At 40.1% G+C, this 13416-nt stretch carries 11 protein-coding genes; 10 read left to right on the top strand and 1 reads right to left on the bottom strand.

The genetic code is table 11. The features are described from left to right. Positions 1 to 11: 11 nt before the first annotated feature. Positions 12 to 1127 (bottom strand): LCP family protein, encoded by a 1116-nt coding sequence (locus tag J2Z32_RS13760; RefSeq protein ID WP_210089754.1) that lies wholly within the window; start codon positions 1125 to 1127, stop codon positions 12 to 14. Between the two features lie 109 nt (positions 1128 to 1236). On the opposite strand from J2Z32_RS13760, the gene bcp reads away from it, so the two are divergent. The 10 genes from bcp to J2Z32_RS13710 all read left to right on the top strand — a co-directional run bounded on the left by bcp (position 1237) and on the right by J2Z32_RS13710 (position 13415). Then, complete coding sequence (gene bcp / locus J2Z32_RS13755) at positions 1237 to 1725, top strand: thioredoxin-dependent thiol peroxidase (RefSeq protein WP_210089753.1); 489 nt, start codon at positions 1237 to 1239, stop codon at positions 1723 to 1725. A gap of 231 nt (positions 1726 to 1956) precedes the next feature. Further along, the gene (locus J2Z32_RS13750; protein ID WP_210089752.1) at positions 1957 to 2217 is read left to right on the top strand and encodes a CD3324 family protein; all 261 of its coding nucleotides are present in this window, start codon (positions 1957 to 1959) and stop codon (positions 2215 to 2217) included. A 317-nt stretch (positions 2218 to 2534) separates the two neighbouring features. Beyond that, positions 2535 to 2972: an N-acetyltransferase gene (locus J2Z32_RS13745; RefSeq protein WP_210089751.1), complete on the top strand. Its 438-nt coding sequence runs from the start codon at positions 2535 to 2537 to the stop codon at positions 2970 to 2972. 63 nt (positions 2973 to 3035) lie between these two features. Further along, the gene (locus tag J2Z32_RS13740; protein ID WP_245251459.1) at positions 3036 to 4235 is read left to right on the top strand and encodes a polysaccharide deacetylase family protein; all 1200 of its coding nucleotides are present in this window, start codon (positions 3036 to 3038) and stop codon (positions 4233 to 4235) included. A 75-nt stretch (positions 4236 to 4310) separates the two neighbouring features. Then, complete coding sequence (locus J2Z32_RS13735) at positions 4311 to 5279, top strand: AAA family ATPase (protein WP_210089750.1); 969 nt, start codon at positions 4311 to 4313, stop codon at positions 5277 to 5279. Then, on the top strand, positions 5276 to 6457 hold the full coding sequence (locus tag J2Z32_RS22655) for a DUF58 domain-containing protein (RefSeq protein ID WP_210089749.1): 1182 nt from the start codon (positions 5276 to 5278) through the stop codon (positions 6455 to 6457). Before J2Z32_RS13735 ends, J2Z32_RS22655 begins: the two co-directional genes overlap by 4 nt. Further along, positions 6441 to 8864 carry a transglutaminase-like domain-containing protein gene (locus J2Z32_RS13725; protein ID WP_210089748.1) on the top strand — a complete coding sequence of 808 codons (2424 nt, stop codon included), beginning with the start codon at positions 6441 to 6443 and terminating at the stop codon, positions 8862 to 8864. The genes J2Z32_RS22655 and J2Z32_RS13725 overlap by 17 nt, the downstream gene beginning before the upstream one ends. Before the next feature lie 78 nt (positions 8865 to 8942). Further along, positions 8943 to 10481, top strand: coding sequence for a glutamine-hydrolyzing GMP synthase (gene guaA, locus J2Z32_RS13720; protein ID WP_210089747.1), 1539 nt, complete (start codon positions 8943 to 8945; stop codon positions 10479 to 10481). 217 nt (positions 10482 to 10698) lie between these two features. After that, positions 10699 to 12246 carry a type I restriction-modification system subunit M gene (locus J2Z32_RS13715; protein WP_210089746.1) on the top strand — a complete coding sequence of 516 codons (1548 nt, stop codon included), beginning with the start codon at positions 10699 to 10701 and terminating at the stop codon, positions 12244 to 12246. Further along, positions 12243 to 13415, top strand: coding sequence for a restriction endonuclease subunit S (locus J2Z32_RS13710; RefSeq protein ID WP_210089745.1), 1173 nt, complete (start codon positions 12243 to 12245; stop codon positions 13413 to 13415). The genes J2Z32_RS13715 and J2Z32_RS13710 overlap by 4 nt, the downstream gene beginning before the upstream one ends. Position 13416 lies beyond the last annotated feature (1 nt).

Raw genomic sequence — 13416 nt, 5'->3', positions numbered from 1 at the left:
ACACTAACACATTAAGGTGAAGAGGAGGGGGCTGTTCCTGACTTCGTTGAGTCGGAGGTTGAGCTGCCATTTGAGCCACTACCCTTTGTTTGATCTGCCTTATTGTTATCAGGAGCATTATTTGTTGCACCATTGCCCTCATCAGACTGTTCTTCCTGCTTGTTAATATCCTCTGTTTTATTTAGCTGTTCTTGAACAAAGGCTTTTAGTTCTTCCTCATCACGGACGCCTAATACTTGTGCGCCACCCACTGTTTTTTCCACTAAAAGGGACATCGGTGGAATTTGTTCACTTGAATTCATTGTACCGTCGTAGGCGATCGTAGCAAGCTTCCACATATCATTGACAGATAGGTTGGTATCAATGTATGGATTTACTTTTTCTAATATATTGGGTAAGTTCATAATCGTCGTTGTTGATTTTAGCTTTTTCGAAATGGCTTGCAAGAAATTACGTTGCCGTTCCGTTCTACTAAAGTCACTCATTGCATCGTGACGGAAACGGACATATTGTAACGCTGTTTTACCATCTAAATGCTGCATGCCCTTTTTAAGATCAATATCATATTCGTGTTTATCTGCTTTACTTGTATATTTCATATTTTTTTCCACATAAAAATCAACGCCATCCACAGCATCAACTAGCGCAATAAAGCCTTGGAAGTCGGTATAAACATAGTATTGAATTGGGATACCTAATAAATCGGATACAGCCTGCATCGCAGTATTTGGACCACGGGTAATTGCAGCATTTATTCGGTCTTTACCATGCTCTGGTATTTTGGTGTACGTATCACGCATAATAGAGAAAAGGGAACCACGTTTCGTAACAGGGTCAATGGAGGCCACTAGCATCGTATCAGAGCGAGGGATCTCACCTTTTTGTAGTCCACGCGCATCTACACCCATTAACAAAATGTTAACACGTTCTGTACCTTCCCATTTTGGTGGCTCAGGCACTTTGACGTCGGTTGGCTGAACTTTATAGAAGGGGGAATCCTCACCTTCCTTTTTGAAATTATCCACTTGGTTATAAATTGCGATAAAATAATAGGCTAGCCCAGCCAAAATAACGGCAAGAACACCAGCAATGGACCAGATCATGACTTTTTTCGAGCGTTTTGTCATTAAAATTCGTTCCTTTCGCATAAAAACGATAAAATACTACTATGTTAGTATAATTTTTTTTACACCTACAAGCAATTTTAAAAATAACTATGAAGGAGTGCTTGCGTTTATGTCAGACCATCAAATTACGATTGGACAAGTTGTTCCCGACTTTACACTTCCAGCTTCAGGTGGAGAATCCATTTCACTATCCAGCTTTAAAGGGAAAAATGTAGTGATTTATTTTTATCCAAAGGATGCAACACCAGGTTGTACACAAGAGGCATGTGATTTTAGAGATCAAAGTGCAATCTTTGCTGAGCTTAATACTGTCGTGCTTGGCATTAGTGGAGATAAAGTAAGCAGTCATGATAAATTTGCAGCAAAGCATACACTCACCTTTCCGTTGTTATCTGATGAAGAGCATGTCGTAAGTGAGCAATTTGGAGTATGGCAGCTTAAAAAAATGTATGGACGTGAATATGAAGGCATTGTTCGCTCTACCTTTCTTATCGACGAGGCAGGTGTGCTTGTTAAGGAATGGCGTAAAGTATCTGTCAAAGGACACGTAGAAGAAGTGGTAAAAGCAGTAAAGGAACTAAATCACTCGAATAAATGATTCTATTAAAAAACTTTAAAGAAGCAAAGAGAGCACATGCCATAATCCAAAGTGTTGTGTGTTGTTTGAATTATCATAAAGGTGGTGAACGGTATGGCAGTCCATTTTAGATTGGTAAGGCTCCATGCAAGGCCATAGAGGTAGCGACATCTGCATGGAGTAATGAAGTCGCTTGAAGCTCATTACTGGCTTTGCAACTTGATGAATTTAATCAAGGAAGGAAGCCAAACAATGAAATATACAAACGCAAAGCTTATTCTCCCCGAAAGCTTGATCGAGGAAATACAAAACTATATGCATGGTGGGTATTTATATATTCCAGTGAAGAAGGAAAAACGCAAAGGCTGGGGAGAGCGATCGGGGATTAGAAAAGAGCTTGATCTTAGAAATCAAAGGATTATAACCGCCTATCAAGAAGGGGCTACCATTGAACAATTAGCAGAGACATATTTTATCTCCATCTACGCGGTGAAGAAAATAATATACAGCTAGTTGATCGTGCTGTAACTGCTATAAATCGTTAATATGAGTCAGTAGAGGTTATATTAACTTAAAGGGGGATTCTGCGAGCGGAACGTTGTTCCAAAGGTAGAGTCTCCTTTTTAATAATCAAATTGAATATTACATAAAGGATTTAACGGCCCACTCTTGAAATTAGTGCTTGATGCTACCCCTAACTAGCCGTAGCTACCTAATTAATACAGAATTATTTTGTAGCTTGAGAATGATTCCACGGATTTGTTATATTGGGGACTCACCTAGTTATAGGGTTATTTAGTTGAATTTATGAAAGTAGGAGGTTAATAGTTATGATTAAACCATTTGATCACTCAAAACTAGATCAGGTGATGTCAATTTGGCTTGAGACGAATATAGATGCGCATCCATTTGTGCCTGCGTCCTTTTGGAAGGACAACTTTGAGGCGGTAAAAGGTGCATTGTTTGATGCGGAGATATTAATTTATGAGGAAGAGGTTGTGAAGGGATTTATCGGGATTGTAGAGCAATCTTATATCGCAGGTTTATTTGTAGATAAGCAATATCAAGGCCAAGGGATTGGTCGTGCTCTGATTGAAGCGTGCAAACAGAAATATTCCTCCTTAGCTTTAGATGTGTATGTGGAAAATGAAAGTGCTGTGAAGTTTTATGAAAAAAATGATTTTCAAATAAAGCAAAGTAAACAAAATGAAGATACCAAGCAACAGGAATATTTTATGGTATGGAAGCAAGGAGAAAATGAGGCTTAATTCATATAGTCTATTTCTCTAGCACAATTCATATACTCTATCAAAAGAGCGGAGGTAGAATATATGAATAAAAATATGAATAAACAATCGAAGTCGTTAATCGTAAAAAGTGTCATCGTGATGATCATGGCCATCCTCGTTTTTTCCACTCAAGCAGACAAGCTGTTTGCCAAGGCGCAAGCAGCTTCACATACAAAAAGCACCCCCAAAATCGTCTACCTAACATTTGACGATGGACCAAGTAAGCTAACTCCAGATGTGTTAACTATTTTAGCTCAGCATAAAATCCAAGCGACCTTTTTTGTATTAGGTAGTCAAGCCAAAACCTCGCCAGAAGTCATTAGACAAATTGCAGACGGTGGTCATGTCATCGGCAATCATACGTATAACCATAACTATAGTGAGCTGTATAAGCATTTTGGACAATTTTGGAAGCAAATTAAACAGACAGAGGAAATTGTTAGGGAGATTACTGATAAACGACCTGCTTTACTTCGAGCCCCGGGTGGAACGTATGGTCATTTTAATAAGCAAACTTTTTCATTACTAGCCCAAGCAGGTTATAAGGTGTTTGACTGGGATGTAGATAGTGGTGATTCTAAGCGAAGAGGTGTTCCTGCTACTGAAATCATCAAAAACATTACTTCTTCTAAGCTAAAAAATGAAATAGTTGTGCTTATGCATGATGGTGCAGGTCATCAAGAGACGGTAAAGGCATTACCTGCCATTATTAAATACTATAAACAGCAAGGTTATTCCTTTGGGACACTAAATGCAGGGATGAAGCCTGTTCAGTTCACCGTTTCCTCCACACAAAAGTATAGTGATTCTACTTCCCCAACGCAGGAATGGATTACGCGTAACATTATACCGAATGCAGCCTTGTTTACGACTTCTAACCCATTACATGTTGAGGCAGGGGGGATTCAAACGAAGTTAGCAGCAGGAGAATATGAATTTGAAGGTGGTCGTTATCAAGTGCCGATCCGTGCGATGATGGAACGTTTAGGGGGAGAGGTAATGTGGGATAGCGGCACGAAGACGGTGACTGTGATGTGGGGAGACTCGAAGCTAACCCTTTATCCTGAGCAGGGTAGTCTTGTTGCAGAGTCACATAATAAAGGAAGAGTAACGTATTCAACCACCGTTGATAACAAAAACGATACACATTGGGTATCTTTACGTGTTTTACTTGCCGCAAGTGGACATGATATCAAATCTGTTAAAGTTAACCCGCAGGAAACGATCGTTAAGGCGTTTTAAAATCGTGTGTCTATTTCCTTCTACCATTGGTAACACTACTTAATAGTGTAATTCGTAGAATGGAGGAGATAGACTATGAGACAAGAGGACTATTGTATTTTATTAGAGCGAATGATTTCCAAAATAGATGCCGTTGTAGTTGGTCAAAGAAATAGAGTTGAACTACTGGTTACCGCCATGCTTGCAGGTGGACATGTATTGCTAGAGGATGTCCCAGGGGTTGGGAAAACGATGCTCATTCGTGCCTTGGCAGCTTGTATTGGTGGCGATTTTGGTAGAATTCAATTTACAGCTGATTTAATGCCCTCGGACGTAACAGGTGTTTCTGTGTATCATCCACATAATGGACAATTTGAGTTTCGTGCGGGACCTATTTTTAAAACGATTTTACTAGCAGATGAAATTAATCGTGGCACACCAAGAACGCAATCCGCGCTTTTAGAAGCGATGGAGGAACGCAAGGCTACCGTAGACGGACAAACGTATGCCTTACCGCGGCCATTTATGCTGTTAGCCACCCAAAATCCGATTGAGCATGATGGAACCTATCCTTTGCCAGAGGCACAGCTAGACCGTTTTATGATGAAAATGACGTTAGGGTATCCGCAAAAGGAGCAGGAAATGAGCCTGCTTGGATTACCTCCTTCAGATGAGGTCATTGTAAATATTAAGCCTGCTCTATTACCAGAAGAATTAGTGAGTATGCAGCGTCAGGCTTCGATCGTGCTTGTAGAAGATGTCATTAAGAGTTACCTAGTAGAGATTGCGCAAGCCTCTCGTACACATTCTCAGATCATATTGGGCATTAGCCCTCGTGGAACCTTAGCTTGGATGAGAGCCGCACAAGCTTCCGCCTATTTAAAAGGAAGAATGTTTGTCATTCCAGATGATGTGAAGGCGGTGGCGCCGTCTGTATTAACACATCGCTTAGTATTACATCCTCAAGCAAGATTAAGCGGAATGAGTCAAGGAGATGTGCTACAGCAGCTGCTGGAGAAAGCAACGATCCCTCTCTTTCGCAAGGTTGGAGGGGGCGGACTGTGACGGCCTATTTATTTTTACTTTCTGTAGGTATTTTTGTGTTATTACAGGGGTTTCTCATGAAGTGGCTTGGTCCAAGGTCTGCCAAGGTGGTGCGTCAATGGACGCCAAAACTGCCTATGGCTGGACAAGATATTATTGTTAACTTTGAGATCACATTGTCAGGTGGACTACTTCCTTTATGGCTAGAGCTTGAGGATTATCCCCAGTCAGAAATGGTGCAGGTACAGGCGTATACGGAGTTAAAACCGGAAGGTAAGCTAAGATGGAGTGGGTTTCGCCGTCATTATAGAGGTCAATATGTCATTAAAGAGGCAAAGCGAGGCGTGTATCAGGGGGGATATGTGCTGCTCGGCTGGGGCGATGCCTTTGGATGGTTTACACGCAAATTAGTCATTAGCATGGAAGACACCTGTATCGTTCAGCCAGCGATGGTAGGCATTGAAAGTATTTCTTATCGGGGGATGGGTAGCGACCAATCTACTGTACGTATTCGCTCCATGTTACCTGTACAAGCAGTAGCACAGGAACGCTTACGTCACTATGAAGCAGGTGACCCGATCAAAAATATACATTGGAAAAGCTCTGCTAAGCGAGGGAGCCTTTTGACACGTCATAGTGAATTTAATTATTGTGGTGAAAAATTAATATGGTTAAATCGCGAACAATTGGCTTATAGGGATACACATGAAGGGATCACTGCTGAGGATCAATTTGAGTTTTTTGTTTCTGTCTCTACCGCTTGGCTTCGTCGTGAAATCGGTGGGGAGAACAAGTCTATTTACTATATTGATAACAATATGAGACAGCCTTACTCAGTGAACCATCGTATAGAGCTTCAACAAGTATTGGTACATCTAGCTGGGGTTACAATGACTCAGCAACTGGAGGGTGTAGCAGAATCGTTCTCTGTGCCTTCATTTAGTGGGAGTGGCTTAAAGCAAATTACGATGGTTACTGGACAAGTAACAGAAAGCCTAGTGAAGCAGCTTCTTCAGCTTACAGCCCAAGGTGCCAAAGTGGATTTGTGGTGTGATCAGCAACAAAATGAGGAAGCAAATGAGAGCAACTATCGATTAATATTGGAGCAAGCGGGCGTTTTAATTACCCCTATTCAAGTTACACATTTGTCGCCTCTCAGTATTGATGCAGGAGGTGCTCAGGATGTCAGTAGTGCCTAGACCGAGATCACCTGAACTAAAGGGATCAATACTATCGCTTCATGAAATCGTAAACCGCCTCATTATAACGTTGTTGTTATGTGCTATGTTTTTGGAGTGGCTAATCCCTCTTACTGACCTGGCAGATGGGGGAGAGGTCATTATTGTTAGGTGGTTTATGGTTTTGACCGCTTGCTTGTTACTCACAGGCTCCTTTAAGCTACCCTTTGCATTAAATAGTATTTTGCCTATTACTTATGTAGCCATTGTGTTGATGATGATCTATGGGCATGGATTTTCGCTTGAGTGGTATTGGGATTTCTTTACGATTGTAGAGCAAGATATATTAAATATTGTAAATACAGGAGATTGGCATAATCTGAGTGCGGAGAGCAGGGCGGTAGTCTTGCTTATCGGTTGGAGTATGCTTGTTTTATCTGTGCAAAAGCTAGTCTCTGGAAAAAAGAGTGTTTTATTGTTTCTGTTTATTACGATTTTTTATCTCATTTTATTGCAGACCTACACCGATGCTTCGATATTAGACAGCTTGTATCGTGCAGTCGCAGAGGGATTGTTAATACAGGCTTGGTTGTTTGTTGCCATGCCTTCAGCGTATCCTTTACAAGCTAAACGTTGGTTATTCAGCAGTATGATCATTGTCTTGTGTTGTGTTACAGGTGCAATTTATATGAGCAAGCAGCTTCATGTTACCAAATCGGCGCCCTATTCGTGGCAAGAAACGATGCAAGCCTTTAGCACATGGGGAGAGTCAAAAAACCTGCAAGCTAATTCAAGCCATTCACAACGTGAATCAGGTTACAGTCAAAATGATCGCATGCTTGGTGCACCACTAACGTTACGTCATGAGCCTTATTTTATTGCCAGTTCTCCTGTGCCCACCTATTGGCGGGGGGAAAGCAAGGACTACTATAACGGTCAAGGCTGGCAATCTATGACCACCTCGACGTTAGTTACAAATAATGATGCACAAGAAGCGTTAAGCATAGGGACAGAAGGCGCTACAAAGCAACCAGAAATGGTGCAACGTATTTTTTTTATAAATCCAATTCAGCAGGAGCAGGTTTTATTTACCGGAGGGATTCCGCTTCGAGTTCCTACATTATATAGTGGTCAGTCCAATCGTGAGCATCTTAATGTATCCATTCGATATGATGCTATGGGTCAGTCCTTAATTTCAGCACAGCCCAGTAGTATGGTGAAGTCGTATCAATCCTATGATATCGCTGTCGCACCGCAACCGATTGTGAGTGAGGATTTGAGGCGAAATGAGCGAAATGAACAAAATGAGGGAATCGAGCAAAATGAGAAAGATACGGGGGAAGATCCTGCGTGGGTAGTGCAGCATTATTTACAGCTTCCTGAGACTTTGCCTAAGCGTGTCTCCAGGTTAGCTGAGCAACTGACCTCTACTACAACAAATAGATATGATGCAGTAATGGCGGTCAAACACTATTTAGAAAAAAACTACCGTTATGATCTAAAAACAACGCTCCCTTCCGCTAAACAGGATTTTGTTGATCATTTTTTATTTGAACAAAAGGTGGGTTATTGTGATCACTTTTCGACTTCAATGGTTGTATTGCTAAGAAGTAGCGGAATTCCAGCAAGATGGGTTAAAGGGTTTGCACCGGGTTCCTTAATAACCTCATCCTCGGAAAAAAACGAGGGGACTCAGGAGCCAACAAGTGGAGGTAGCTATGAAAATCGTTATTTAGTTTCCTATTCCGATGCACATTCATGGGTGGAGGTTTATTTTGAAGGCGTTGGTTTTGTTCCTTTTGACCCCACACCTGGTTATGATGGAAAAACATCAGTGATGAACAGGGATGAGTTAATAAGTGGGATTAGCAAGACAAAGGAAAAGTGGAGGGGGACAAGCCTTGGTAACATATGGACAAGCTTAACCTCTTGGTGGGGAAGTGGCATAGCTCAATTCCATAAGACGTTGAAACAAATAACGGATATGAGTGAAGCGTTGTTAGCATATATTTTGCGTCACCCTATAGTGATAACAGTTGTTCTTACTATGCCTATCATGATGTGGTTGATCATGGCTGCAATGACGCTGTACGGGGGCTTGTTTGCACTTAGCTGGAGTTTGAAAAGAAATCGAGTCAAATTTTTCAACAATCCAATCCGGTTTCCGACCAGAGACATCTTATTGTTTTCTTCTAAAATTGTGTGGAAGAAGCTGAGTCAAAAATATGGGGAGAAGCAAGGCAGGTTGACGCCAAGAGAATATGTGCAGCAGCTTATTGCTAACTCGTCTAAAATGGATGAAGGAAGTAGGCAACATTTACTAAGCTTCATTTTATTATGGGAGCAGTTGTATTATGGTGGCGTGACATTGAGTCGTCAGCAGACGACCACCTTTCTCACTTTATGCTGGAAAATGGTAAAGCCCTAGAGACAAGTGCTTGGATGCCCTTGACGAGCTGTTTTAACGTTTCGTATAATTAGTGTCATGAATTAAGGGAGGCCGAGTATGAATAAGCCAAATGAAATCGTGGTTGTACTGGATTTTGGTGGTCAATACAACCAGTTAATAGCAAGAAGAATTCGTGATTTGGGCGTGTATAGTGAATTGTTGCCTTATAATACGACAGCAGCACGCTTACGTGAGCTTAATCCAAAAGGTATTGTATTTTCAGGTGGACCGGCAAGTGTGTATGCGGAAGATGCACCTAAAATTGATCCTGAAATCTACAATATCGGGGTTCCGATTTTAGGGATTTGTTACGGAATGCAGTTGATGGCTCATGATCTTGGCGGTAAAGTAGAACGCGCGGCTAAACGTGAATATGGTAAATCGGACGTTGATTTTGTGGCAGGCTCTAAGCTCGCTAAGGATTTAGATGCGAAGCAAACGGTATGGATGAGTCATGGTGACCATGTGTCTACTTTGCCACAAGGCTTCGTATTAGATGCTTCAACGGAATCAGCACCAATCGCTGGTTTTGCCAATGAAGAGCGTCAAATGTATGGTGTTCAGTTCCACCCAGAGGTACGTCACTCTGTACATGGGAATGAGCTTATTTCTAACTTTATCTATGGTGTATGTGGTGCAGAAGGAAACTGGAGTATGGAATCCTTCATTGAAGATGCAGTACAAGACATTCGCAACACCGTTGGCGATAAAAAGGTATTATGTGCATTGAGTGGTGGGGTAGACTCCTCTGTTGTTGCGATGTTAATTCATCGTGCAATTGGTGATCAACTTACATGTATGTTCATTGACCATGGCTTACTTCGTAAAGGTGAAGCAGAAAGCGTAATGGAAACCTTTGTTGGTAAATTTGACATTCATGTTGTAAAAATAGATGCGCGTGAGCGTTTCTTGAGCAAGCTTGCGGGTGTAGATGATCCTGAGCAAAAACGTAAAATTATCGGCAATGAATTTATTTATTGCTTTGATGAGGAATCTGCGAAGCTTGGTGATTTTGATTTCTTGGCACAAGGTACGCTTTATACAGATATTGTAGAAAGTGGTACAGCAACAGCGCAAACGATCAAATCTCACCACAATGTAGGTGGTTTACCTGAGGACATGAAATTCTCCTTGATTGAACCACTAAACACATTGTTTAAGGATGAGGTTCGTAAGGTTGGGGAAGAGCTTGGTATGCCTCGTGAAATCGTATGGCGTCAACCATTCCCAGGCCCAGGACTTGCAATTCGTGTATTAGGAGAAGTCACTGAAGAGAAGCTTCAAATTGTCCGTGACTCTGACTGGATTTTGCGTGAGGAAATTGCGAAGGCAGGACTGGACAACGAAATTTGGCAATACTTCACTGCTCTACCTAACATGAAAAGTGTTGGCGTTATGGGAGACGGCAGAACGTATTCCTACACCGTAGGTATTCGTGCTGTAACCTCTATTGATGGTATGACTGCCGACTGGGCACGTATCCCTTGGGATGTATTGGAGAAAATCTCTGTGCGGATCGTTAATGAAGTGGATAACGTCAACCGGATTGTGTATGATGTGACATCGAAGCCACCGGCTACGATTGAGTGGGAATAGTTGAGTGACACTTTATACACTGAAAAAAGTTGATTTTAAACCGTTTAGGTTAAATTTATAAGACTTTCTGAAATCAAGATTCATTTAATGTCTTCAAGATTGTCGCCAAAAACTCTCGCCGAATGATTGTTTGGTGGGAGTTTTTATTTAGGCTTCACCACGGTGGCATGGTGTATAATGTGGATGTACAGTAAGAAGGATAATTGGAGGAATATAAATGTCAAGCACAGCACAACGTGCCGAATTGCAATCTCAAATCTGGAAAATAGCCAATGATGTTCGTGGATCTGTAGATGGATGGGATTTTAAACAATATGTTTTAGGTATGCTATTTTATCGTTTCATTAGCGAGAACTTCTCTAACTATATTGAAGGTGGAGACGAGAGCATCAACTATGCGAAACTTGATGATGATATTATAACGCAAGAAATTAAAGAGGATGCCATTAAAACAAAAGGATATTTTATATATCCGAAGCAGTTGTTTGTTAACATTGCGGAAACCGCCAACACAAATGAAAGCTTGAATACGGATTTAGCTGAAATATTCTCTGCTATCGAAAGTTCAGCAAATGGTTATCCTTCTGAATTAGATATTAAAGGATTATTTGCTGATTTTGACACGACAAGTAATAGATTAGGGAACACAGTAAAAGATAAAAATAGTCGTTTAGCTGCTGTTATTAAAGGTGTTGCAGGGCTGAATTTTGGTAAATTTGAAGATAATCAAATTGACCTTTTTGGTGATGCCTATGAGTTTTTAATCTCTAATTATGCAGCCAATGCCGGAAAATCTGGAGGAGAATTTTTCACACCGCAGTCTGTGTCTAAGCTTATTGCGCAATTGGCAATACATAAGCAAACAACAATTAATAAGATTTATGACCCTGCAGCCGGTTCAGGTTCGCTTTTATTACAAGCAAAAAAACAGTTTGATGCTCATATTATCGAGGATGGGTTTTATGGACAGGAGATTAACCATACAACGTATAATCTTGCTCGTATGAACATGTTCTTACACAACATAAACTACGATAAGTTTAATATTGCTTTAGGAAATACGCTATTAGACCCTCAATTTGGTGACGAAAAGCCTTTTGATGCCATTGTATCTAATCCACCTTATTCCGTGAATTGGATTGGTAGTGATGACCCAACACTGATTAATGATGAAAGATTTGCTCCTGCAGGCGTATTAGCCCCAAAATCTAAAGCCGATTTTGCCTTTGTACTTCATACGCTAAGTTATCTTTCAAGTAAAGGGCGTGCTGCTATCGTTTGCTTCCCTGGAATTTTTTATCGTGGTGGTGCGGAGCAAAAGATTAGAAAATATCTGATTGATAATAACTTTATTGAGACGGTTATTTCATTAGCATCAAACCTTTTTTATGGAACATCAATAGCAGTTAATATCTTGGTTCTCTCTAAGCATAAAACGGAAAATAAAACTCAATTTATTGATGCAAGTGGAGCGGATTTCTATAAGAAAGCAACCAATAATAACATACTGACAGATGAACACATTGAGAAAATAATTAAAATATTTGACAGTAAAGAAGATGTTGAATATGTGGCAAAATCTATTGATTACGATGCAATCGTACAAAATGATTACAATCTATCTGTGAGCTCCTATGTAGAAGCAAAAGACACAAGGGAAGTCATTAATATCAATGAGCTGAATGCAGAGATAAAAACGACAGTAGCAAAGATAGACCAACTTCGTGCTGAAATTGATGACATTATTGGGGAGATTGAATCATGATTAAGGCGAATTATTTGGAGAAATTGCTTGATGGGGTTGAGGTTGAGTGGAAGCCTTTGGGGGAAGTTGTAAATATCAAAAACGGGAAAGATTGGAAAAAACTAGGTGCTGGTAATATACCAGTTTATGGTTCTGGCGGAATTATGGCTTATGTAGATAAATTTGTTTATGATAAACCCACTGTGCTAATTCCAAGAAAAGGTTCGATTACAAATATATTCTATGTTGAAAGTCCCATTTGGAATGTTGATACAATTTATTACACAGAAATTGACATTAATCAACTTATTCCTAAATTTTTTTACTATTATATGAAAACTATCGATTTAATGAAATTAGATACAGGTTCTGGTAGACCTAGCCTAACTCAAGCTATTTTGAATGAAATATCAATTCCCACCCCACCCTTACAAGTACAAGAAGAAATAATCCGTATATTAGACACCTTCACAGAGCTTACAGCAGAGCTTACAGCAGAGCTTACAGCAGAGCTTACAGCTCGTAAAAAGCAATATAATTATTACCGTGATAAGTTGTTGACTTTTGGCGAGGGAGCAGTTGAATGGAAGACCTTGAGTGATGTGGGTGAATTAGTTCGTGGTAATGGTTTGTTCAAGACTGATTTTACAGAGTTTGGAGTCCCTGCAATTCATTATGGTCAGATTTATACTTATTACGGGACATTTACGACAGAAACTAAATCTTTTGTTTCCTATGAGACTGCTAAAAAATTGAAAAAAGTTGATACTGGTGATGTTGTAATAACAAATACGAGTGAAAATTTAAATGATGTTGGAAAAGCTGTTGTTTATTTAGGTAAAGAGCAAGCGGTTACTGGTGGGCACGCAACAATTTTTAAACCATCAAATCAGATTATAGGCAAGTATTTTGCTTATTTTACACAAACACAAATGTTTGCTAGTCAAAAAAGAAAATATGCAAAAGGAACAAAGGTTATCGATGTTTCAGCTACTGATATATCAAAAATAATAATTCCTATCCCAACTCTTACTGAACAAGAGAGAATAGTATCTATTTTAGATAAATTCGATGCCTTGACATCATCAATTACTGAGGGCTTACCTCGGGAAATAGAATTGCGTAAAAAACAATATGAATATTACCGTAATATGCTACTTTCATTTCCGAAAAGTGAGGTAGAAGCATAGT

The sequence above is a fragment of the Paenibacillus turicensis genome (genome assembly GCF_017873435.1).
GTDB lineage: Bacteria > Bacillota > Bacilli > Paenibacillales > Paenibacillaceae > Fontibacillus > Fontibacillus turicensis.
The sequence above is the reverse complement of the archived record's forward strand: the minus strand, read 5'-3'. Positions and strand labels throughout refer to the sequence as shown.